At 36.6% G+C, this 25,955-nt stretch carries 14 protein-coding genes; 12 read left to right on the top strand and 2 right to left on the bottom strand.

Translation table 11 applies throughout. The features are described from left to right. Positions 1-250 precede the first annotated feature (250 nt). From ACQY44_RS22705 to ACQY44_RS22690, 4 genes are all read left to right on the top strand, one after another. Complete coding sequence (locus tag ACQY44_RS22705; protein WP_428232556.1) at positions 251-3,355, top strand: SusC/RagA family TonB-linked outer membrane protein; 3,105 nt, start codon at positions 251-253, stop codon at positions 3,353-3,355. 60 nt (positions 3,356-3,415) lie between these two features. Continuing rightward, the gene (locus ACQY44_RS22700) at positions 3,416-4,939 is read left to right on the top strand and encodes a RagB/SusD family nutrient uptake outer membrane protein (protein ID WP_428232555.1); all 1,524 of its coding nucleotides are present in this window, start codon (positions 3,416-3,418) and stop codon (positions 4,937-4,939) included. Between the two features lie 8 nt (positions 4,940-4,947). After that, positions 4,948-6,051 (top strand): hypothetical protein, encoded by a 1,104-nt coding sequence (locus tag ACQY44_RS22695; protein WP_428232554.1) that lies wholly within the window; start codon positions 4,948-4,950, stop codon positions 6,049-6,051. 137 nt (positions 6,052-6,188) lie between these two features. Beyond that, positions 6,189-7,580: an endo-1,4-beta-xylanase gene (locus ACQY44_RS22690; RefSeq protein ID WP_428232553.1), complete on the top strand. Its 1,392-nt coding sequence runs from the start codon at positions 6,189-6,191 to the stop codon at positions 7,578-7,580. Between the two features lie 118 nt (positions 7,581-7,698). Here the strand turns inward: ACQY44_RS22690 and ACQY44_RS22685 are convergent, their stop codons facing one another. Both ACQY44_RS22685 and ACQY44_RS22680 read right to left on the bottom strand, forming a co-directional pair. Then, a complete protein-coding gene (locus tag ACQY44_RS22685; protein WP_428232552.1) occupies positions 7,699-8,625 on the bottom strand; it encodes a glycoside hydrolase family 16 protein in 927 nt (308 codons plus the stop codon). A 633-nt stretch (positions 8,626-9,258) separates the two neighbouring features. Next, positions 9,259-9,843 (bottom strand): RNA polymerase sigma factor, encoded by a 585-nt coding sequence (locus ACQY44_RS22680; protein ID WP_428232551.1) that lies wholly within the window; start codon positions 9,841-9,843, stop codon positions 9,259-9,261. Positions 9,844-9,957: 114 nt separating this feature from the next. Between ACQY44_RS22680 and ACQY44_RS22675 the strand changes: the two genes are divergently transcribed. The 8 genes from ACQY44_RS22675 to ACQY44_RS22640 all read left to right on the top strand — a co-directional run bounded on the left by ACQY44_RS22675 (position 9,958) and on the right by ACQY44_RS22640 (position 25,949). Continuing rightward, positions 9,958-11,124, top strand: coding sequence for a FecR family protein (locus tag ACQY44_RS22675; protein ID WP_428232550.1), 1,167 nt, complete (start codon positions 9,958-9,960; stop codon positions 11,122-11,124). A 173-nt stretch (positions 11,125-11,297) separates the two neighbouring features. Next, positions 11,298-14,708, top strand: a complete 3,411-nt coding sequence (locus tag ACQY44_RS22670) for a SusC/RagA family TonB-linked outer membrane protein (protein WP_428232549.1) — start codon at positions 11,298-11,300, stop codon at positions 14,706-14,708. A 10-nt stretch (positions 14,709-14,718) separates the two neighbouring features. Next, complete coding sequence (locus ACQY44_RS22665; protein ID WP_428232548.1) at positions 14,719-16,191, top strand: RagB/SusD family nutrient uptake outer membrane protein; 1,473 nt, start codon at positions 14,719-14,721, stop codon at positions 16,189-16,191. A gap of 497 nt (positions 16,192-16,688) precedes the next feature. Continuing rightward, complete coding sequence (locus ACQY44_RS22660; RefSeq protein ID WP_428232547.1) at positions 16,689-18,227, top strand: hypothetical protein; 1,539 nt, start codon at positions 16,689-16,691, stop codon at positions 18,225-18,227. After that, a complete protein-coding gene (locus tag ACQY44_RS22655) occupies positions 18,224-20,560 on the top strand; it encodes a hypothetical protein (protein WP_428232546.1) in 2,337 nt (778 codons plus the stop codon). Before ACQY44_RS22660 ends, ACQY44_RS22655 begins: the two co-directional genes overlap by 4 nt. Continuing rightward, positions 20,557-22,167 (top strand): rhamnogalacturonidase, encoded by a 1,611-nt coding sequence (locus tag ACQY44_RS22650; protein ID WP_428232545.1) that lies wholly within the window; start codon positions 20,557-20,559, stop codon positions 22,165-22,167. The genes ACQY44_RS22655 and ACQY44_RS22650 overlap by 4 nt, the downstream gene beginning before the upstream one ends. Beyond that, positions 22,164-23,819 (top strand): glycoside hydrolase family 28 protein, encoded by a 1,656-nt coding sequence (locus tag ACQY44_RS22645; RefSeq protein ID WP_428232544.1) that lies wholly within the window; start codon positions 22,164-22,166, stop codon positions 23,817-23,819. Before ACQY44_RS22650 ends, ACQY44_RS22645 begins: the two co-directional genes overlap by 4 nt. 18 nt (positions 23,820-23,837) lie before the next feature. Beyond that, entirely contained in the window at positions 23,838-25,949 is a 2,112-nt protein-coding gene (locus ACQY44_RS22640; protein WP_428232543.1) for a hypothetical protein, read from the top strand. Positions 25,950-25,955 lie beyond the last annotated feature (6 nt).

The following is a 25,955-nucleotide window of genomic DNA, read 5'->3' as shown; positions in this document are numbered from 1 at the left end:
GTTGTTCAAATTACATAATGATCTCTTTTCGCGTCAATAGCGCATTTAAGGCTTTTTTTTGCATCAAATGTTTTACAATATGCTTCATCCGTTCTATAATAGCACACCTCTACATTTTACTTTCGTTAAGAAATATTTAAGAAATAATACCGCTTGTCATTACCTCAATAATTCGCTTGACAAAAGATGTTACTATTCAATATTTTGAAATAAAAACTAACTAATTATCAAAACTTAACGACCAAATTTTATGCAGAAAAAAACATTAAAAAAACTATTGTGTTTAATAGTGTGTATGTGGGGGAATTTTTTCTTCGCTCAGACTGTTAAAGGAAAAGTAACATCAGGCGGAATGGGCTTGCCGGGTGTTAGTGTAATAGTACAAGGAACAAAAAATGCAACCTCCACCGATTTTGATGGTGGTTTTGTATTAAACAATGTAGACCCAAAATCTATATTGACTTTTAGTTATATCGGGTACAAAAATGTATCCATGCCAGCGGACACAAAATCAGTGATGCAGGTTGCTATGGTTAATGATCTTGAGAAATTAAATGAAGTAGTGGTTATTGGTTACGGAACTTCAAAAAGGAAAGATATTAATGGAGCCATTTCTTCTATTAAGGCTTCAGAAATTCAGGACAAGCCCTTTACTTCTATCGATCAGGCGCTTGTAGGTAAAGCCGCGGGTGTAAATGTGACCCAAAATTCCGGAACCCCAGGCGGTGGAATTTCTGTTCAGATTAGGGGAATTACCTCTATTAATGGGAATGAACCTTTATATGTCATTGACGGAACTCCGGTTTTTGCGGATAAAAACAACGACTCCTTTTCGTTTGGCGCATTAGGTGGCGGAAACGGTCAGACTAAAAACTCTGCTTTATCCAGTTTAAATATTGCGGATATCGAATCTATTGATATCTTAAAAGATGCATCATCTACAGCAATCTACGGTGCAAATGGTGCAAACGGTGTTGTTTTGATTACCACCAAAAAAGGAAAAAAAGGAAAATCAATTTTTGCGTATGAAACGTATTTGGGCACTCAGGAAGTAACAAATCACGTTGATGTTTTAAATTTACCACAATATGCTGCGTATCAAGCTAAAATTTTCAAACTAAATGGCGAACCTGTTCCCTATCAATACCAAAAGCCTGATTTATTAGGTAACGGAACTAACTGGCAGGATGAGCTTTTTAGAACCGCAACCATGTACAACCATCAGTTATCATTCTCTGGTGAAAAAGACGGAACAAGATATTACACCTCTTTAAATTATTTTGATCAGGAAGGAATTGTTTTAAATTCAGATTTCAACAGAATGTCTATGCGATTAAATGTAGACTCGAATGTAAAATCATGGCTGAAAATTGGTAACAATATGTCATTGAGCAGGTCATCCCAAAAAGTAGTACGAAACGATGATCGGGGCGGTTTAGTCATGAATTCGCTAAGACAATCTCCGGAATTACCGGTAAGATATGCTGATGGTTCTTATGCTGGTCCGGCGAGGGGTATCGGTTCATCTGCAAATGAAGCAACGAACCCAATTGCTTTGGCTGAATACAATAATGCAAAAACAGAAAGATATAAAGTCAACGGAAACTTCTTTGCTGATATTACGCTTATCAAAGGATTGGTTTTTAGAACTGAATTAGGATATGACTTAAATTTTGCCAAAAGCAGTTCTTTTGCCCCAGCCTATACTTTAGGAACTGTATCTGAACTTTTAAATAAATCATTCAAACAACAGGATCAAAGCTATTATTGGAGTCTTAAAAATTATTTAACATATAATAAAACCATTAACGAAAAACACAATTTTACCTTTTTACTAGGTCAGGAAGCACAAGAAAGTCAATACGAATATTTGAGCGGTTACAGAAGCGGGGATTTTTTAAGCAAAGATTTTCCCAACTTAAACATAGGTGATATTGATACTGCAGTAAACGGAAATGGCTCCGGAAGATGGTCGATGACTTCTTATATTTCGAGATTAAACTATAGTTTTTCTGATCGTTATTCTTTTTCAGCTTCTTTAAGAGCAGATGCTTCGTCTAACTTTGGGCCTAATAATAAATGGGGGTATTTCCCTTCATTTGCGGCAGGTTGGACAGTGAGTAACGAAAAGTTTTTTGAGCCTTTATCTAGTACTGTAAACTATTTAAAATTCAGAGCCGGTTACGGTTCAGTAGGTAACCAAAATATTCCGGCAAACAGGTACCAGACGATTCTGTCGTTAACGGCATCTCCGTTTGGAGGCGTATCGCCAACAATTGATAATTTAGGTAACCCGAATATTAAATGGGAATCATTGAAATCTTTCAATGCTGGTTTTGAATTAGGAATGTTTAATAACAGGGTAAAATTAGATTTTGATTATTATGTTAAAAAATCTTCTGATTTCCTGACCAAACAAATCAACGACGAATCAAATCAAAGTGCACTTAATTATTATTTGAATACAGGTGAAATTGAAACAAAAGGAGTAGAATTTACACTGAATACAAGAAATATTATTACAGAGAATTTTACATGGGACAGTACTATTATTTTATCAAAATATAATAATGAACTTACTAGTTTTCAGGGAGCGGGAAAAGCTTTATTGGGGAAAGTACAATTCGATTTATACAACGTAACCAGAACTACAGAAGGACAGCCAGTGGGTCAATTTTATGGATATGTTACTGATGGTTTATTTAAAAATGCGGCAGAATTAGCGGCAGGCCCCATTCAGGAAACAGGAACGGGAATTGGTGATATTCGTTTTAAAGATCTTAATGGCGACGGAAAAATTGATGCTAAAGATCAAACAGCTTTAGGAAGCGCAATCCCGGATTTTACATATTCATTTACCAATAATTTTAAATATAAAAACCTTAGTTTATCTGTTGTTTTAACCGGAAGCCAGGGCAATGAAATCTACAACTTTACCCGCCATTATACTGATGGAATTTATCCCGGATTTGGAGATCGATATGCAAATGTGAGCACTCAGGCTCTAAATGCTTTTGAAGCGGGAGTAAACGAAAATACAGATGTGCCAAGAATTACCCTAAACGATCCAAACGGAAACGGCAGAATTTCGAACAGATTTGTTGAAGATGGCTCTTATCTAAGAATCCAGAATGTTTCTTTGAGCTATGATTTACCAAAAGAAATATTCGAAAAATCAATTATCACAAAAGTTAGATTGTATGTCAATGTCCAAAACTTATATACGTGGACAAAATATTCCGGTTTTGATCCTGCTTTAGGAAATTTAGATCAAAATATAACATTGAGCGGTATTGATTTAGGAAGATATCCAGTACCCAGAACTACTTCTGTAGGTTTGAATCTAGAATTCTAAAATTGAAACAAAACACAATTAACTTAATGATTTAGAGTCATTAAAATAAAAATAATAGTTATGAAAAAATTCCTGAAACTTTTTATGATGGTAATGCTAATCCCATTGCTGTCTTTGTTTTCCTGTTCTGAAGAATTTTTGGATGCTCCATCTGAAAATCAATTAACCCCGGGTGATTTACCGGAAGGCGTTACCGCTTTTGACGGAATTGCCGAGAGTTTATATTTTAAGCCCTGGTTTACTTTTAATGATAAATTCTTAATTGCCGTTGGCGATATGTACGCCGGAAACGCTTTTACATTTGATGGTGCTTATGCGCAATTTAAAGATGCTCAGGTAACCTCACAAAACCCCATCCTGACAGAAGGCTATGTTTCGTTGTTTTCGGTGATCGATCAATCGAATAATTTAATGAGTCTGGTGGAAGACAGAAAAAGCGAATTGCCGGAAGCATCTTATAAAAATTCGATTGCCATAGCAAGATTTATGAGAGCCAATGCTTATTTCTATTTGGTAAGAACTTTTGGAGCTGTGCCCATTATCAATAAAGCAGGAACAGCAGCACAACCTAAAAGAAATCTTATTGCAGATGTTTATAAATTTATAAAACAAGATTTAGAATATGCTATCGAAAATTTACCTGAAACCTCGGTAAAAAAAGGATATGTTACTAATACAGTGGCAATGGGAATTCTTGCAAAAGTGCATTTAACTTTAAACGAATATACAGAATGTGCTGATTTGACCCAGAAAATTATGGGAAAACAATATTCCCTAATTCAGGATTACGGCAACTTGTTTAGCAGCCCGGAAAATAATAACAGCCCTGAAAGTATGTTTGCCCTACAATGGAAAGCAATTGCTACCGAATGGGGAACTCAAAATACAAATCAGGCCTATATCGTTCCCGGAGGTACCGGAATAACAGGTGGTGGCGACGGTTGGGGAGTTCACCTGCCTTCTATTTCACTGCAAAGTGATTTTGAACCAAAGGATACCAGAAAAAAGAGCACGATCATGACAGATGGCGACTTTTATCCTGAATTATTGAAAAATAAAGGTGGTTTTACGTATAAAAAAATCCTCTCTTCAACAGGGGCTAATTTCAGAAAGTATATTGTAGGTTCTGCAGCCGAAAGAAACGATGTTTTTTTTATGAAAACTTCACAAAACACAATTATACTAAGATATGCTGATATTTTATTAATGCATGCCGAAGCAATTTTGGCCGGAGCGCCTTCTACAACTTCTGCATCTGCCTTAAGCGCATTTAACGAAGTGAGAACACGAGCAGGATTACCAACTAAAACAATACTTACCAGAAATGAGTTATTTAAAGAAAGAAGAATTGAGTTCGCTCTTGAAGGACAATATTTCTTTGATTTGAAACGCCGTGGTCTGGCAGAAGCAACAGCCATTATCTCGCAGCAGGAAGTTGGTTTTTATTCTGATGATGCCAGAACGGCATTGATTTCTGTAAAGATTACTCCGGGAAGCCATTATTTTGAACTGCCATTACCGCAATCTGCTATTGATACTAACCCCTCATTGTTAGAAGCTCCGGTTCCTTATAACTTTAATTAATTTATACTATGATTAATAAAATAAAATATACGATTATAATTCTTTTGGCATTGGCTTCTTTTACAGCTTGTCAAAATGACGATACAACTGTTGCAAATGTAGATGCCATGGTTGCTGAGCCCGGGGATCTGTTGAATCAGGCTTTTCCATTAAATAAAGTCAGAGTTGAAGGCGAAGGTCTAATGGGATTGAAAAAAATCACGCTGGACAATAAAATTGATATTAGTTTCAATCCAAATTATAATTCAGATAAAGCGTTTATTTTTACTATTCCTTTTGATGAAAAATTAGGAAGCAGATTTGGTGTACAGCCCATTACATTTATAACAGGAACCGGATCTGTAACTAAAAACATTGAGATTTTACAACCGGTTCCTGCCGTTATCAAAACAATTCCGGCTGTAGCCACTCCCGGATTTCCTCTGGAAATTCAGGGTACATGGTTTTACAATGTTTCTTCGATAACCTTAGGAGGAAAATCGCTGAGTTATTCTGTAAACTCATCTTCATCCATTATTATTGGTTTACCTGCAGATGCAGTTTCCGGATCAGAATTGGTCATTACGACACCAGGAGGCACGGCAAAAAAGACAATCGATTTTGCCACCATAATTCTTGTGTCTGATTTTGACGGAAAAGGTACCAGAACTGAGTGGAATGCTTACGGTGATATCGATAGTTTTAACACCAATACCACAGGCGGGCCAACAGGTAATTATGCAACATTAACATGGACTGGTTCAACTGCCAACGGGTATAACGGAAGCAGCGCCGGCGGAGGAGCTGGTTTTCTAAGTACCTCTAATAACGATGCTACAAAAACTTTTATAGATATTGATGTAAGCGGGAATGTTGCAGGTGCTCAATTTGCCATTCAACTGAATACTATTGATGGAAAAGATTACGGCTATAATTTTAAAATAACGGATGTTAACTGGACTACAAAAACAATATCAATAGCGGATTTTAAAGACAATTATGGTTTTGGTTCGAATTCAGCCGCTACATTAGATCCTTCTAAAATCAATGAAATTAAGGTCGGAATTGCCCAGGGAGATACACCAAATCCTAGTGTAATAAAATTTGATAATATTAAGATTCGTTACCAATAATGGATGGTTTTGTCTTTTAATTTTTAAACTAAAAAGAGGTTGCGATCAAAAGCAGCCTCTTTTAAACTAATAAAAATAAAATCTATAAATAAAAGTATTGGCATTGATAACGCCACTACCCTAAAATAAAAAACAGTATGAAAAATAAAATTTTACTTGTGCTCACCAGCCTTGTCTTTTTTTTTAACTCTTGTTCAAAAGATGATAATGTAGTGGCGAGTACTTTAGAAACGCCAATTGCAAACGCACCAAAAGACGTAAACGATACTGGTTTTAAAGCCAAATGGAATTATGTTTCCCATGCCAAAAGCTATCTTTTGGATGTTTCTACCACCCAAAATTTCGACTCTTTTGTAACTAATTACAATGCAAAACCTGTAACTGATCTAAATGAAGTTGTCGTTGGTTTAAAAGGAGGAACACAATATTTTTACAGAGTAAGGGCCAAAAACGAGACAGGAATTTCAGAGTATTCAAATGTTATTTCTGTGGTAACCACAGGTTCAAGCAACATTCCTGAAGATCCCACCTTTTTAAAAGTAAAAGCAAATAAATTAGTCAATCCGTTTTTTGTAGGCATGGCCGTAAAAGCTTCGCAATTAACCAGCGGAAGTTCTTATGATATCATTTTGAAAAATGAATTTAGCAGTATTTCTGCTGAATACGAAATGAAAATGGATCAGATTTCTACCGCAAGCGGGGTTTACAACTGGACTGTGGCTGATAAAATTGTGGCTTACGGAAATGCCAATGGAATCAATGTTCACGGTCATGCATTGGTATGGCATAATTCGGTTCCGAAATGGTTACAGGATTTTTCCGGTACTGATACTGAATTTGCGGCAGAAGTAAAAAAATACATTACGGATGTCGTTACGCATTATGCTGGAAAAGTAAAATCCTGGGATGTGGTGAATGAAGCTGCAGACGATAATGGCGGTAACATGAGAACTACTATTTTTCTTCAGCGAATGGGGCCTAATTACATCAAAGACTGCTTTCAATGGGCCAGAAATGCTGCAACTGCGGCAGGTGACACGAACTTGTTACTGTTTTATAATGATTATGCAACCTCAACTAATATCGCAAAACAAAACAAAGTTTTTAGCATTGTTGATGATTTAAAAGCAAGTAATCTTATTGATGGTCTGGGGTTTCAAATGCATAATACCTATTTAAGTCCAACCAAAGCTCAAATAGAAACGGATCTTAACAGAGCTGTGGCAAAAGGATTGAAAATTCATGTTTCGGAATTGGATATTCAAGTAAATCAATCCAATGACATTGCTGCTTTTACAAATGAAAGAAGGCGGGCTCAAAAAGAAAAATACAAAGAGATCGTGCAACTATATAATGCTCTTCCTAAAGCAAATAAATATGCCTTAACGGTTTGGGGAATGAAGGATAATGAATCCTGGATTCCGTACAGTACAGAGCTGAACCATACAGGAAATGATTGGCCTTTATTATACGATTCAAATTTTGCAATCAAAAGTTCGCATACCGGATTTCTGGAAGGTTTAGATTAAATTTGAGAACTGTGTCTTTTGAGATAAAAGGAAAAATAGAAAGCCTGCGAAATAATATATTTTCGCAGGCTTTTTTATTCGAATAATTATTGTTTTTAGAAGTTAACTATCCAGTATACTAAATAGGTCTTTTGTAAACCGTTACATCATCTACCCACATCATTACAGTTGTAAATAAGTTTATTTTGTTAGGATCAATAAAATTAGAATCTTTTGAACCTACATTCACATTAAAAATAACAGCATGCGTTCCAAAATTATTTAAATTAAGATTCGATACATTACTATTCGTATAGGTCGAAACAGTTACATTATCAACCTTTATGGTTACTGTTACGACATTATCTTTCATCTTCCAAAAGGATTCATACAGATGCCATCCGTTGTTTCCATCTATATCAAAATTCGCCGGATAGTTTCTTTCGGCCGAGTTTCCTAATAAGTTTGCTCCAACAGAAGTTCCGTAAAAAATGTTTGAAGTAAAACGACTTGCATTAGGTGCAAAAGAGTAGCCTTCCATAATATCGATCTCCCCTTTCGTAGGCCATGCATTTCCCTGTACTGACCAAAAGGCTGGCCAGGCGCCATAAGTGCTTTTGAAAGACTTATAAGTCCCGCCATCCATCGCTATCAATTTAATATTAGCAGAAAGCATGTATTCTGTATTATTTTCTGGTTTGTATTGATAATTAGAAGTAATAAAACCAGATTGATATTTATACGTGCTGAGTTTTGTAGTCTTGATTTCTAAACATTGTTTCCCGTCTCGCCATTGTGTGGTAGGGACTGAACTGTAATAATCACAATACCAGGAATTATAATCCGCTCGTTGTTCTTTTGTCCATTGTGACAAACTGGAACCTACATCGAATGTATCTTCAAATTGTTTCACCCAGGGTGCATCGGCTACTTTGTTCGTACTGCCTTTTGTATTGGCAGTTGCATTTAACAATTGATTCTCTGCCGCAGGAGTTACATTATCTGAGCAGGACGCGAATCCTAACACACACGTTAGTGTTAAGGAAAACAGACTTAATCTTTTCATAATTTTTTGTGGTTAAATTTATAATTCTAGTAAAGTGTTAATTTCGATTTGAATTAATAATAGAAGCTGTTTTACAGTATAGAAGTTTTATTCACGTAGTAGTACGACTTCTAAAAAATCCTATTCAAAAAACGATCATTAAAAATCGTTAATACATTATAAAACAGTAAATTATTTTTAATAAAAGTAAGTTTATACAGAAATAAAAAGTAACTCATTTGATGCAAAATATATCACAGATGATGTATTTATACGCCAATACTCTGAAAATTATAAAATTGAAAAAAAACAGTACGAGTTGATATGATCTAAAAATTAATTGAGATCACAACAACAATAAAACATTTTAAAAACGATAGAAAAGTATTCGAAAATTGAATACATAAAGAAGATCTGAAAAACAAATGATTCTTAAAGTAAAGGAAATAGACCTTTTCCCGGTGTTACCAAAACAACAATGATTAGAAAACTTCTAAATGAATTAAGAGAAAAAAATCAGTTTGCTACGAATTACACAAATTCACACAAATGGATTGCAGTAATTTAGACACATCTGAAAGTAATTTTAATGATTTCTCACATTAAATCGGTGGCAATAATTTTAAGATTGGAAATCTTCCGGAGATAAAATAATTATTCCCTGTTCGGAACTGAAAAAAGTAAGAACAACATCATATTATAATTATCTTTCAATTTGTCCTTTAGTATTTTATAAGCTTTACTGATTTGTGCTTCAACCGTTTTGATAGAAACATCAAGATGTTCAGCAATTTCAATATTGGTAAGTCCCTCCTTTTTACTGAGAATGAAAACTTGTTGGCACTTATTGGGTAAATTTTGAATTTCTTTATTGATGATAGCCAGCATACGTTCAATTGAACTTTCATCTGTTGTCTCCACAACGCGCTGCATTGATTCCAGATATTTTTGCTGTAGAAGCATCATGGCTTTGTTTTGCTGGTAGCTGTTTATAAATTCATTATAGACTGATTTATACAGAAAACTTTGAATAGAAAACTCAGGATTCAGTTTGTTTCTGTTTTTCCATGTCTTCAAAAATACATTCTGAACAATATCCTGTGCCATAGAATGATCGTTGACCAGTGTCAATGCATAGGCATGCAATTTTCTGTGAAACTTATTCAGCAGAAATTTATAGGCCTTTTCTTCACCTTTTGTAAGGCTTTCCATCAAAATTTTATTATCCTCAAAATCCATAAAAGTAATTATTCGGCAAAATAAAGAAAAAAAATATACGAATATGAAAAAAATTATAATAAAAAATTAGGGTATTATGATTCTGCCTTGTATTACATAAAAAAGAACACGAAAATGGATTTCAAAAAAGTTGAAATTATAATCATAAAGTATTTTTCCCAATCAGCGAATATGGACGATTTGGATGTACTAAATAAATGGATAGAAAGCCCGGAAAATCAGGAGATATTTCAGGAATATGTAAAAACACATTTTGCAATCACTTTAGCTATGAACGAGCCAGATATTAAAAATATCAAAAAAGCACTTTTCCACGAAATCAGAAAAGAAAAGAAAAAAGTGCGTGCGTTCAGACTTAAATCTATAATGAAGTATGCCGCAATTGCTATTGTATTTTTAGGAATTGGTATTTTGTTACAAAAAAACATCTTTAGCAATAGTACTGACAAAGAGACAATTGTACCCAAAAAAGATGAGATTACATTAAAACTGGGAAATGGCAACATCAAAATTATTGCGGCAGACGGCACTTCGAAAGTGTATGATGCAAATGGAAAAGTTGTTGGAAAGCAAAATGGAAAAGATTTAGTGTATTCAGGCAATGGAGCGTCTACAAAATTAGTATACAATACGTTAAGTATCCCTAACGGAAAACGTTTTAATATTACACTCTCAGACGGTACACTGGTGCATTTGAATTCCGGAAGTTCGATCACTTTTCCGGTGCAGTTTCTAAAAAACAGCATCCGCAAAGTTTTTCTTTCCGGAGAAGCTTATTTTGAAGTAGCTCACGATAAAAAAAATGCTTTTGTCGTAAACGCCAACAAACTTGATGTACAGGTTTATGGTACGAAGTTTAATGTAAACAACTATCCTGAAGACCAAGCTACAGACGTAGTGTTAGTAGAAGGATCTGTTAGCATGTCCCAATCAGGACCAATTACCAAAAATAAAAATGAATTCTTCCTGACGCCGGGCTATAAGGGAACTTTTAACAAACAAGACAAGAAGATTACAAACGAAAAAGTAAATACTTCACTCTATACCTCATGGATGACCGGAAATCTGGTTTTTAGAAATGAATCTTTTGAAAACATCATTCAAAAATTAGAAAGGCATTATAACGTAATTATTATCAATAACAATAAAAGTCTGGCAAACGAAACGTTTAATGCCACTATTGAAACCGATCATGAAAGCATTGAACAGGTATTCAATTACTTCAAAAAAGTCTATCAGATTAACTACAGCATTGTAGAAAACAAAATTATAATCAACTAAAATTAAAACAGTGCCTATGAATTGAAGTTCCACGTAAAACTTAACACTAACTATCACTTCTTACCTCATCCAAATCATCTGGAAATAAAAAATCGGAAAATGCGCTAACATTTCCCGACTTAGGTAAAGTGATCAAACCGCAAAGATCAATCACTAATTAACATTCCAAAATTATGAAAAAACCACCAAAGTCCAATGGATTATTTCCTGCGTGCTTAAAATTTGATTTAAAAATGAAGTTATCGCTATTATTTTTTGTCACCGCAAGTTTTGTTATGCAAGCCAGCATATCGTATTCCCAAAAAACCAAAATTTCCCTAAACAGAGAAAGCGTTACTGTAAAAGAAGTTATCGATGAAATCGAAACCACTACAGAATTTAAATTTCTTTTTAATACTAAGGCCGTTGATTTAAATCGAAAGGTTACTGTAAACGTTAAAAAAGTTCCAGTAAATGTCATTCTGGAATTACTCTTTAAGGGTTCCGATACTACATATGAAATTGATGATCGAAAGATCTTGTTAACTAAGGCAAAAGAGTCCAGGACTGAAATGGTGCCTATGGTTAATCTTATTGATCTTCCTCCTGTACCAATCAAAGGAACAATTGTTGATTCTAACGGACAGCCTTTGCCTAGTGCAAATGTGGTCGAAAAAGGGGGTAAAAACGGCGTCACAACAGATTTTGACGGAAAATTTTCTCTTACGGTACAAAATGCGAATGCAATACTAATCGTGTCTTATATTGGTTTTGACACACAAGAAGTGCCGCTCAAAGGACAAGCAACCATCAAAGTAGTGCTAAAAGAAAGTGCGGCAGGACTTAATGAAGTTGTTGTGGTAGGATATGGTACACAAAAAAAACACGACATCACAGGATCTATATCTTCTATAAATAAAAGCGCCATAAAAGATTTAGTCCTTACCTCAACTGAGCAGGCTCTAAAAGGACAGGCAGCCGGTGTACAGATGACGCAATCTTCATCAGCTCCGGGTGGTGGTGCCTCTGTTCGAATTCGTGGAGGTAACTCCATCAGTGCCGGAAATGAACCATTGTACGTAGTAGACGGATTCCCTATATACAATGATAACAGCAGTTCTACCGGAGTTCTTGGAAATGGACAACCATCAAATGTACTGGCTTCTATAAATCCGGGAGATATTGAATCAATGGAGATCCTGAAAGATGCTTCTGCTACCGCTATTTATGGATCAAGAGGTGCTAACGGAGTAATCATTATTACAACTAAACGTGGTAAAACCGGACAATCAAACGTTACTTTTGATACGTATTACGGTTTTCAACAGCTTAGTAAAAAAATAGATTTGGTAAATGCCTACGATTTCGCCAAAAATGCTAATGTAGACAACGTACAAAGAGCGCGTCCTATAATTTATCCAAATCCGGAAATTTACAATCCTGCAGTATATGGTCAGGGAACAGACTGGCAGGACGAAGCTTTTAGAGTAGCCCCAACCCAAAACTATCAATTAGGTTTTACGGGTGGAGATGACAAAACAAAATATGCTATTTCAGGAAATTATTTTACTCAGGACGGTATTTTATTAGGATCCGACTTTACACGCGGTTCTGTACGTGTGAACCTGGATCGCAATCTTAGCTCAAAATTTAAACTTGGCTTGAGCTTTAGCGCTTCACAAACAAAAAACAATCAGGCCAAAACCGATACGGATCTGGATGCTAACAATGTTGGTGCGGTAAGTTCTATTCTTTATGCACCGCCTACTCAGCCTGTTTATAGTGCTCCGGGAGTTTACAATCGCTTTATTGGGCCTGACGGCAGCTTTTATGTAAATCCTATAGCGTCTTTATTAGAGATTAAAAATTTATCCAGCAATAACCGTGTATTAGGAAACATCTTTCTCGATTATAAAATCACAAAAGATTTACTTTTTAAAGTAAGTTTTGGTGCCGACCAAATTAATGTTAAAGAAGAATATTATATGCCGGCTTCTATTCAGGTTGCAGGAGCAAATGGAAAAGCAAAATTAGGATACAACCAAAGTTTCAGCTGGCTAAATGAGAATACTTTAACCTATACTAAAACCTTTGCTGAAAAACATCATTTTACGGCTTTAGCAGGTTTTACACGTCAGAAGTTAACCTCTGAAACGTCAACTTCAGGAGCTGAAAAGTTTGTCAACGACATTTTAGAAAACAATTCATTAGGAGGAGGAGCTATTGCCACTCCCCCTACATCAGCCAATTCTGAATGGGCATTGGAGTCTTATATAGCAAGAATAAATTACGGATATCATGACAGGTATTTAGTAACACTTACGGGCCGTGCTGATGGATCCTCCCGCTTTGGTGCAAGTAATAAATACAGCTTCTTTCCTTCAGGATCTGTTGCCTGGAGAGTATCTGAAGAGGATTTTATGAAAGTAACAGCTAAGGTCATCTCCAATCTAAAATTAAGAACAAGTTACGGGCAAACCGGTAATCAGGAAATCCCTCAGTACCGCAGTTTAGCAGCGTTAGGAAGCACCAATTATCCTATTGGCGGAACTATAACGAACGGAATAGGCTCCATACGTATTGCCAACCCTGATTTACGTTGGGAAACTACATCGCAATTTGATGCGGGTATCGATTTAAGTTTGTTTTCTAACCGAATTAACATTGTTGCCGATTATTACGACAAACGTACTAAAGATTTATTGCTTGACGTGCAAATTCCGGGAACTTCAGGATACCAGACTTCACTTCAAAATGTGGGAAGTGTAAAAAACACCGGACTTGAACTGGCTTTAAACACAGTGAACCTTGACGGTGAATTCAAATGGAAAACATCATTTAATATCACTTTTAACAAAAATGAAGTTCTCGATTTAGGGGGAGATTACGAAAGACCTTCAGGAGGAGGCAGTAACAGTAAAGCGATCGCCAATACAGGAATATTAAGAGTTGGCGAGCCCGTTGGTTTGTTTTATGGTTATGTAACGGATGGTTTATTCCAGACCCCCGCTGAAGTTTCGGCAGGATTGGCTGCCGGGCAAGCCGGTGTGCAATTGGGAGACAGACGCTATAAAGATGTAAACGGTGATGGAAAATTAGATGCGAATGACCGTACTATTTTAGGATATGCACAACCCGATTTCTTCTACGGAATGACGAATACATTTAATTATAAAAACTTTGATTTAAATGTCTTAATCAATGGAGTTCAGGGCAATGATGTACTAAATCTGAATGTAAATGCAGAAACCGATATCAATGCTCCCGGTTCAAATAACAGATGGACGCCAACAAACACCAATACTGATGTTCCCAGAACAACCAAAGAAACTCGCTTGACCAATAAGCAAGTAGAAGATGGTTCGTACCTGCGCATTCAAAATATATCCTTTGGATATAGTATGCCTCAGACTGTTTTTAAAAATACTTTCATACAATCCATTCGATTGTATATGAGTTTACAAAACTATTTTACTTTCACCAATTACAAAGGATACAATCCTGATGTTAATTCATTTGGACAGGATAATCTAAGTATCGGAGTGGATCGTGGAGGTTATCCGGCTGCGAAGACATTCCTAATGGGACTTAATGTAAAACTTTAATCAAAAAAACATGAAATCTAATAATTTTCTTATTGTTGCAGCTTTATCAATTTTGATTACAGGATTTAGCAGCTGTCAGGGTGATTTTCTGGACGAAAATCCGGAATCATTTTTATCACCTGCCAATTTTTATAAAACTGAGGCTGATGCTAATGCCGCATTAATCTCTGTCTATAATGGTTTAAGAGCCATATACAGTCAGGACATGACCTTTGTAGGCGACCTGGCGGGAGAGCAGACCAATCCGGGAACGGGTTCAAATACAGACAGGGCTGATATTGATAACTTTACAGTTCAGTCCTCTAATCTTGTTTTAAGTGGTAACTGGAACAACAACTATATTGTGATCAACAGAGCCAATACCGTTATTGATCGTGTTCCGGGTATTGATATGCCTGCGGATAACAAAGGAGTGATTATAGCCGAAGCACATTTTTTACGCGCATTAGGTTATTTTAATCTGGTAAGGGCTTTTGGCGGGGTTCCTTTACGTTTAAAAGAGACTACTGAATTAGCCGGACTTGATATCGCGCGATCTTCAGCAGAAGAAGTTTATGCTGTTATCATAGATGATCTAAAACAAGCCGAATCAAAGCTTCCTGCCGTACAGCCAAACACTGGAACAGGAAGAGCTACTAAAGGTGCTGCCTCATCCCTGCTTGCTTATGTTTATCTGACTAAAAAAGACTGGACAAATGCAGCAGCGAAAGCGCAGGAAGTGATAGACAACAAAGCTGCTTACGGTTATGGCTTATTTCCAACACCTGCTGATATATGGAAAATAGCCAATGAAAATAAAATTGAACATATCTTTTCAATTCAGTTTCAGTCTGGTCCTGAAGCCCTGGGAAGTGCTTATTCTCAGTTCTATCTTTCGAGAACCGCCAATGTTATTCAGAATAATGGTGTATCCGGATTCGCTATCAATTTAGTGGAAGATAAATTCTGGAAATCTTTTGCTGCAGCAGATACGCGTCGTGATGCCTCCGTTTTATCCAGTTTTACGGATCCTAAAACGAGCAAATATTATGAATATCCTACTAAAGGTCTGGCTGAATTGAGTATTTTCAAGTACTTTGATCCTCAGGCTTATGCCAGAAGCAATAACAATAACAACTACCCTATCCTGAGATATGCGGATATATTATTAATAAAAGCAGAAGCTCTAAACGAGTTAAGCGGACCAACCACAGAAGCTTACGCAGCTATTAATGCGATTCGTAAAAGAGCCGGAACAGGGATGACTGAGCTTCAGGGTTTAACCCAGGCACAATTTAGAGCCGCCGTTCTACAGGAAAGAAGTTGGGAGTTTTGTTTTGAAAGCAAAAGATACTTTGATCTGATTCGTACAGAACAATTAATTCCGATCATGACAGCTGCGGGTAAAAACCCACAGCCCAAAAATTTATTATTTCCTATTCCTCAAAGAGAAATAGATATCAATAATAAAATAGACCCATCGGATCAAAATCCCGGATACTAAATAAATGATCTTTCTCCCATGTTACTTCATGGGGAAGTCATTAACCTATTTACATTGTCGACGCTTAAAAGTAAGTCGACAGATTCCGCATGCATTTAATTACGTTACGGCAGCTCCAATTTGGCGAAGGCTAAAGGACTGTCTGGTTTGAATACATTTTTTTTTAGAATTGGTTAAGTAGTTTTGTTTTTAGAAGAAGCGGAATAAGAATCCTCCTTCTTATTCCGCCCTTTTAAAGCTTCTGTATCCCAATATTTAATTTCTTTTTAATTAAACATGCAAACTCCAGAGGAGCAGCATATTTAAAGCCCGTTTAATTAAAGCTCCATCAGAGCAAAATATTTGTGTTATAAATTAAAAGATCACCCCCGCTGGGGTTTATAATAGGTGGGTTTATTGTTTCTATCAATATTGCATCCCGATGGGACTAGAAATACAAATTCATATCACATAATATATAAATAGTAATAATATTAAAATTATAATACTACAAAGAGATGAAACATCTTCTTTTCTCGATAACGCTTTTTTTGATGCTCATTACAAATGGGGTTTCACAAAATGTCGTTTCGCTTATACCCAATACCCCATCAAAAGCACCAGATTATTTCTGTACCTGGAATATTCAGGGGTTTATCTGCAGTTTTGAATCCAGTGCAATTATGCGTCAGGAAATGACAGAAAATAATATGTTTGGGAATGGAGCATATCAGAACTGGGTGAGTTTTTTTCCTAAAATCCGCGAAGATCTCATTTTTGTAATGGATGATTCGTGGGATATTCCTATCTCAGAAACCAGTAAAGACGGCCCCACTTTTGGTCTTACGGAATTGAATCACGAACGTTTTCCTTCTTATACCGGAAATCCGGCAGAAAGGCTTGCAAAACTGGTTGATGCCGTAAAAGCAAAAGGATGGAAAAGCTTAGGCGGATGGATCTGTGCGCAGGAGGCCCCTTTTGCAGGAAATGTCAATTCAGAAGAATACTGGACACAACGTTTAAAAGCCGCCAACGAAGCCGGATTTACCTATTGGAAAGTCGATTGGGGCAAACAATCCCGAAACATAGAATGGCGAAAAAACATGACCAAATTAGGTCGTACTTATGCGCCAAATTTAATAATTGAACACGCTTTTAATGGATATACAATTGAAATTAGCGATACCTACAGAACGTATGATGTCGAAAATGTGATTGCACAACCCGTTACTATTCAAAGAATAGCCAATTTATTACACTACAAACCACAAGGTGATGCAAAAGGTATTATCAATTGTGAAGATGAACCTTATATCGCTGCGGGCCTTGGCTGCGCGATTGGTGTAATGCGATATCCTTTCGCTGACAAGCTTCCAAACGGCACTGCAGATTATGCTTTTCCTCCGGCAGGCCGAAATATGAAATACAGAATGGATGAAATTATTAGAGGCGTAAGATGGCATCGTATTGCAGAACCTTTTGGAGTAGGCTCAGATTACAATATTGACAAAAGTGTTCTAAAAGATTACTGGGTTTTAGGAGAAAGAGAAACCTGGAATAAAAAACACAAACCCGGAGATACTTTAAGAGAAAATGCTCCTGCAAGAGTCAGCAGAGGATTACCTCTGGCAAAAGTGATAAACTCAAATGCTAATCAGCCTTTTGTACTGTCTTCCATGTATCCAAATGGAGCTGTTGCTATCGCTACAATCGGTCGCGGAATTAACCATGAATATATAACAGAGCGGGTTAAAGTCGAACAGGAAATCAAAAACATCGATAACCCAATCGGCATATTTGGCGATTATGAGTCTTTGACGTTTGTTCTTCCAACAAAAATAAAAGCTTCAGATTATGAGGTTTTAGGTCAGGATTTGGCTGGAGATGTGCCTTCTAATATTACCAAAGAAATCCTTTTTAAAGACAACAAAATCATTATTTCCGGTGATTTAATTCGAAAAACAGGACTTTCAGCAGCATCAAAAAATGATAAATCAGATCCCGGATTGGTTTTAAAATTCAATAAAAAAGAGTACGATAACAGCATAACAAAATGAAAAAATCGCTTATTATATTATTTTCAATACTCTACAGTATTAACATAAATGCAAAAATACCTGTTGCTGCAGATCGCTGGCTGGAAATTGATCTGTATTGGTTTGAACACAAAGACATGCAAAAATCGGCTAATGAGTTTTGGGAACGTTACGAACCATTGATGAAAGGAATCGATGGTTGGAGAGGCGTGATCATCAATGTGGGCTGGATCACAGATTATTTATACGAATGGCAGGGCGATCTTAATCAGGAAATAAAACTGCCAAAAAACATGAAAACCTGGGGTTCAATCAAAGATGGAGGTCAACTGGCAGGAACAACTACGGAGCGTATGGATTTATGGAAAGAACGTTTCGAAAAAGCAGATCAACCGCAATCCATCAATTACGAAAAATGGACCTATGTTGATTTAAAAAAACTAGTAGCTATTATTAAAAAAACAGCCCAAAATAAATACCATTTAAAAGATATAAAAGTAGGAACTTTTATTACCGGTGGCCAAAATTCTTATGACGGAGATAAATCATCTTTCTCATTAAGACATGTAAATTCATATAAAAACGGCAAACCAAATATGATTGCCAAACTTGCCGCTGAATCTCATAAATACGGTGCATTCCCAAGAGGAATCGCTGAAGGCACACCTTTGACAGAATTCTTCGGGAAACAATGGGGAAGTTTGTCAAAAGCGCTGAATCTTGATGTAATCATTTTAAGAGACGGTTTTCTGGGAACAGGATTGTATTCGAGAAGAAAAGGTCCTTATGGAGAAACAGCACCAAAAGATCCGCAATTGGTAGCAGAATGGAGTAAAGCCACAGCCGATTTGGTAAAACAAACCAAATTAGCCAATCCAAAAGCATTAGTCATTGGATATTCAAATGCAGCAAGTGCTATTGGTGGCTGGCGCGCGAATTGCTTCGACTTAGAAACCATTGCAAAAGAAGGCTTCTTAGACGGCTGGATTGACCAATCCTGGGCCGGATCATGGAATGAGGTTGGACAACGCCCGGTAATGAATTACGTTCCGGAAGTTCGTTTCTGGAGCTCTCCTCTATTGGGTTACAGTTATATGTTGGGTTATATGCTGACTCATTCGGCTATGCTGGCGGACACAAAAGTGCATCATTATTTTCTTACCGAAACCTTTGATGCCTGGGAAACCTGGGATATGATTCACAATGCAAGAGAACGTCTGCGATGGGGTATCTGGGCATACTCACATGCCGCATTAAAAACACCAAGCGGACTTAAAATGCCGCAAGGAAGTTATATTTCATGGTGTAACCGAGGAAAAATGTTATTACCAGAAGAAGATGTAAAATTCCTTGCACAAACTACAAATGACGCTTTTGCTGATGCGGCGGAAACCAAAGAAGTTTTTGGCCCAACAATAGTGTATAACCGCAGTGCAATGGAATGGCAATCTGCCAATAAACCAGACGAAACTATCAAAGAATGGATAGATGAACAAGCCGGAACATTAATGAAATGGTCTGCTCCTATTATGTCTGCAACACGTCTGGAATATTTGCCTAAAATTGAAAGTGATTTGTTTGTTTTCCAGGCTCCATCTCATTTAAATGCGTCAGAAAAAGAAAACGTAATCACCTATTTAAAATCCGGAAAACCTGCAATGGTTATTGGAAGTCCCTCAGGAGGATTAGATAAAGAAATAGCTGACATTTTAGGTGTTTCTTCAACGAATACAGCAATTAACGGAACAAAATACATCGGAACGATAAATTATAAAACCGATGGTATTTATGCATCATTGCCCAATACATTTCCTATTTTTCAGCCGTTTACCCAAAATAAATTCAGTAATGAACTGGAATCCATTTATTCTGTAAGTAGTTCACCTGCATTAGGCTACAACACAACCAATGGCAAAAATTTGATTTACTGGGATGCTCCCGAGTTTTTCAATAATCTACCAGGCGGAACTGATAATTACAAAGGTTCACTCGATCAAATTATGGGAAGTCCTGTCTCTTATGTATTAACGGCAAGACTAATGAATGAAGTCATGAAAAAATCAGGTTTTGTATATGTTGATGAAATAAAGCAAGATCAACCTCTTCAATTATCAATGTGGCAGCTCAAAGACGGAAGCTTCAAAATCATGGCCGGAAATCTCGAAGAAGGAATCAACCATACAGCAAATCATACGGTAGGCACGATACTAAATCTTCCTGCATTATTTGTAAAAAACCAATCTGTAGAGGTTGCTGAACTTTGGAACAAAAACAAAACCATTATCGGGAACAAAAAGTTAGAAATTAATCTGACTCAGGCACAAACTAAACTTTATAAAATCGAAAAACCATGAGAAAGATAACTTCCCTATTCCATTTTGAGATAACTACAAAATCATTTTTTGCTTCGTTTGTTCTCTTCATTTTTTCTGGTTTATTGTTATCGATAAATGCCCAGTCAAAGGAAATAATCACAGTCTATAATGTTCGTAATTACGGTGCAATTGGTGACGGAAAAAATCTGGACAGTCCATCTATCAATAAAGCAATTGAAGCAGCTGCAAAATCCGGAGGCGGAACAGTCTGGCTTCCGGCCGGAACGTATTTAAGCGGTTCTATCCATTTGCAAAGTAATATCAATTTACATCTTGATGCCGGTGCCACAATTTTAGGAGCACCACAGGAAATGAATGCTTATGATGAAACGGAACCAAGCACAGCTGGCCCTTATCAGGACGGTGCACACACGTACTTTCATAACAGTTTAATTTGGGGAGAAAATCTAACTAATGTTTTTATTACCGGTCACGGAATAATAAACGGCGGAGGAATTGTTCGTGATGATCTTATTTTAAATAAAATGAATGATCACGACAATTGGAAAAATCCTAACCCGCCTGCAATGCAGCCACTTCGACTGGGTAATAAAGCCATTGCACTTAAACTTTGTAAAAATGTAACGATCAAAGACATTACTATTGTACACGGCGGTCATTTTGCAATGCTGCTCACAGGATGCGATATGATGACGATAGATAATGTCACCATGGATACCAATCGCGATGGCATGGATATCGACTGCTGCCGTAATGTAATGATTTCAAACTGCCGCGTTAACTCACCAGGTGACGACGGAATTTGCCTTAAAAGCACCTTCGCACTTGGCGAGTTCCGAATTACGGAGAATGTTACCATAACCAATTGTCAGGTTTCCGGATTTCAGGAAGGTACGCTGCTTGACGGCACTATGAAGCCGAGACCAAATGCCTCAGGACGTATTAAGCTTGGAACAGAATCAAGTGGAGGATTTCGAAATATTACCATATCAAATTGTACAATCCGAAGCTGCAGAGGACTTGCATTAGAATCTGTAGATGGCGGTATTCTGGAAAATATTACGATAAGCAATTTAGTGATGACTGATTTGTATCATTATGCGATTTACATCGCAACCGGAAATCGTAACCGTGCTCCTGACGTTAAAACAAACAGCCGAATGAAAAATGTTTTAATCTCCAACGTTATTGCGACCGGTGTTGATAAAATGAGCGGCATACAAATTATGGGGCTTCCGGAGGAACCTATTGATGGCTTGCGATTGGATAACATTCGATTGATCACCAAAGGTGGCGGAACTTTAGAAGATGCAGCCATAAAACCCCGGGAATTGGGCGATGGTTATCCTGAACCTTATAAGATAGGAGCTTTGCCAGCCTACGGAATTTTTGTCCGACATGTAAAAAATTTAGAATTGGCAAACATTACAACCCAATTTGAAACAATCGATAAACGCCCTGCAGCAATGTTTTCGGACATTCAGGGATTAGAAATCAACAACCTGAAATTACAAACAGATCAAGGTGTAAAAGCTGTTTTATTTGCTTTTGATGTGAAAGACCTTCATATTCAAAATTCGCCTTCCCTAAATCAAAAAACATACCTTAAAAAGATCAAAAAATGAAAGTCTACCTCATCTTATTCTTAAGCTTTATTGTATTTCAAACTTCTGCAAAAAACACCAATATCCTTGATTATGGAGCAATTGCAGACGGAAAAACATTAAATACAAAAGCCGTTCAAAAAGCAATCGACGACTGTTCTGCATCAGGCGGAGGGACTGTTACGGTACCCATTGGGCAGTTTTTAATTGGAACAATTTATTTAAAAAATGATGTCAATCTTAATTTAGAAACGGGTGCAGTATTGCTGGGAAGCACTAAAATTGAAGATTATGACCCGCAGATTTTGGTTCGTGCTTTACAGGTAAAAAATATTTCAATCACCGGAAACGGAACCATCGATGGGCAAGGCCATACCTTTTGGATTCCTGCTGATAAAAGCAAAATACCATACGACCGTGCGCCGGAATGGATTCATCCGGAAAAAAGTCCAAGAAACTTAATAAAATTAGAAGGATGCACCAATGTGAACATTCTAAACGTGCATTTAAAAGGAGCCGAAAGCTGGACACTTCACCTATTAGGCTGCGACGAGGTTTTAGTAAACGGTATCACGATTAGAAATCCGCTGCAAGGACCAAATACCGACGGAATCGACATTCAGGCCTGCAGCAATGTTCGAATTGCCAATTGCGATATATATACAAGAGATGATGCTATTTGTTTCAAAAACAGAGATCCGCGTTACATTCATAAAACCTGCGAAAATATTACGGTTACCAATTGCATTTTAACTTCGGTTTGCAATTCTTTTAAAATAGGAACTGAAACCCAAGGAGATTTTAAAAACATTGTTTTCAGCAATTCAGTAATTAAAACAGCCCGACCGGATGAAGATTTGGCAAGAGAGGCAGCAACTTACATTGATGTAAAAGCAAGAAGATATGGATTAGCTGCTTCAAGTGGAATCGCAATCGAAAGTGTGGACGGAGCCAATATTCAGGGCGTGACCATTTCTAACATTGTGATAGATGGCGCCTGGTGCCCAATTTTTATTCGTTTAGGAAATCGTGGTGCAGGAGAACAAAAAGTTTCTCCATCTGTTGCCGGCACTTTAAAAGATATTATTATTTCGAATGTAGTAGCTTATAATGCTAGTATTGCTTCGTCGATTACTTCAATTCCGGGTTCTTATCTCGAAAATGTGACTTTAAGTAACATAACCATTAAAACATTGGGCGGAGAAAATAAAGAAACAGCTTCTATTGTTCTTGACGAATTAGAAAAGTCTTATCCCGACCCGAAAATGTGGGGAAGAGTATTGTCAAAATCAGATGACACCTCTCCTATTCCAATCTCAGGATTGTTCATCAGACATGCAAAAAATATTCATTTAAACGATGTACAAATTTATGCCGACAAAGAGGATATGCGTCCTTTGATTAAAGCTGAAGATGTAGAACATTTATATGTAAATAATTTAAAAACGAATTCGAATAATAAAGGTGATGCTGTAATGGATTTTACAGATGTTCGGGAAGCGACTCTTTTAAACTTGAATTTTCCAGCTGCAAACCCGTGGATAACATTCAAAGGAAATAAAACGCAGAATATTATAATTCAAACTTTAAGAAAAATCAAGAATGAAGATTTTATAAAGAAGGATAAAGCAGTTTTAAAAGACGCTATAAAAATCACCAGTCTTGTTAATTAAATTTTTAGCACTAAAATCATGTTTAAAAAAGTCATACTCATCACTTTCTTTCTCTTTTTGAGCTCCTCCGCTTTTGCACAAAATTCGGTCATCAGTAAACGAGATATTGAAAAAGCCATTAGGTCAACAGATGTCGTGAGAAAAACTTATGCAGATACCGCTGTCATAAATCTTTATCAGGGAAATGGTGTTTTCGGGAGTTCATACGGACCACTTGGATTGCATATTAATCCGGCTAAAAATGCGGCACTTACGAAATACGGAAAAACAGAATATTATACTATGAATTATTTTGTCAGAGGCAAATATGCAGCTGATTATCTGGTTCCGTTAGCGAAGTTTTACTGGGAAAATGAACCTGAAAAAATTACAAAATACAATCAGACACAATCGTATTATGATGGTACTATTTCGACTTATTTTGAATATGAGAAAAATAAAATCGACGTAAAAACCTGGTTTGATGCTGTTAATAAAAACATTGCCGGATTAAAAGTTAGTGTTCAGGGAAAAGCTTCTGACATTGTTTTTAAGCCATTGGATATTTTAGAAGTGCATTACGATCAAAAACTGACTCAAATTTCGAAAATCACAAACGAAAACGACCAATGGAAAATTGAATTATTATGTTTGGATAAAACCATAATTGTCTATTTAAAAACGAATGCCGCTGTAAAACTTCAGGATTCTAATTTGGTTTTAACCTTAAATCAGGGCGAAAATGATATACTGCTTTCGGTAAAAGAACCTATTGTAATTTCTGCAGAAAAATCTTTAACACAAAGCACAGATTGGTGGCATAACAAATGGCAAACAATGGGACTTTTAATTGTTCCTGAAATTCACGCACAGCAAATGTGGGTAAGATCAATGGCTCAATTTTTATATTCGTTTAATGATCAAAAATTGGGATTGCCACCGCCAATGGGTTTCACCGGAAATCATTGGAATTTTGGTTATCCTCAAGATGTTTCATTCGTTCATACTATGTTGCTTTCAACGGGAAATATCGACATGGCAAAATCATGGATCGAATATTTTTCAGAGCGAATTCCCGGAATGAAAGCTTACACGAAACGTTTAATGAATGTAGACGGAATAATGGCTCCGTGGGTTTTTCCGTTAGGCGATTTTGAAGGATATCATACGCCTTCGGTTCCAAATAAATTTTATTATGAGATCCATAATTCGGGTTATTTGGCTCGAATGACCTATGAAACGGCTGTTTTTGTAAACGATCAAAGCTGGACGGACCAATATGCAAAACCTCTAATCAGCGAAACGGCAAAATTCTACAAAAGCATCGCTAAAAAAGGTGAAGATAATCTTTGGCATCTTTCTATTAAACCTTCAACAGGACAGGATGAAAAAGGCGGTGTAGATCAGGACGATTATTTATGTGCGCTTTTTAGTGCCGAATATTGTTTGCAAAAAGCCATCGAATACAATCTTGATGAGGACGGAGCTTACGCTAAAATTCTAAATGATGGTCTGGCTTTTCCTGCACTGAAATCAAAAAGAGGCATTTACTTCACCAATAAAGGAAGAGGAGAATCTGATTTCGGGAATCAAAAACATCCCGTTCAATTGAATCCGTTGGCTTTTCTTCCGATAGAAAAAACAGTTTCAGCCACTTCAAAAACCGCTTACGATCTTCGCTATTATATTACCATGAGCGCTAAAAAACCGTATTTCTACGGATGGACTTTAGGTGAATTTTTATTAGCGGGATCAAGAATTGGAAATGTTGCCGAATGGCAGAAAGACTGGGATAATCTTAGAAAAGCCAATTATGTAGATAAAGAATGGATTCAGGTATTTGAAACCAGCGGTGTTTACAAAGATTCCTATTATAATATTACGAACGGATTAATAACGCAATCACTTCTTAACAATATAGTTTCGGACTGGTACGGAAAATTGGAAATCGCCAAATGCAATCCGTGGAAAGAAAAAGTTTTCATCAAAGATATCTATTCCAAATTAGGTGTAACGGTAAGCGGCGAGATAGATCAAACTTCAGCTTTATTGGTTTTAACGGCCTGGAAAGATTGTGAATTTGACCTCAACGGAGAAAAAATATCATTAAAGAAAAACGAAAAAATACAGAAAAAAATAGCTTTAAAATAAACTCAC

It is taken from the genome of Flavobacterium sp. (genome assembly GCF_965277525.1).
In the GTDB taxonomy this organism is placed as follows: domain Bacteria; phylum Bacteroidota; class Bacteroidia; order Flavobacteriales; family Flavobacteriaceae; genus Flavobacterium.
Note: the sequence above shows the minus strand (reverse complement) of the source record. Positions and strands in the feature narration are given on the sequence as shown.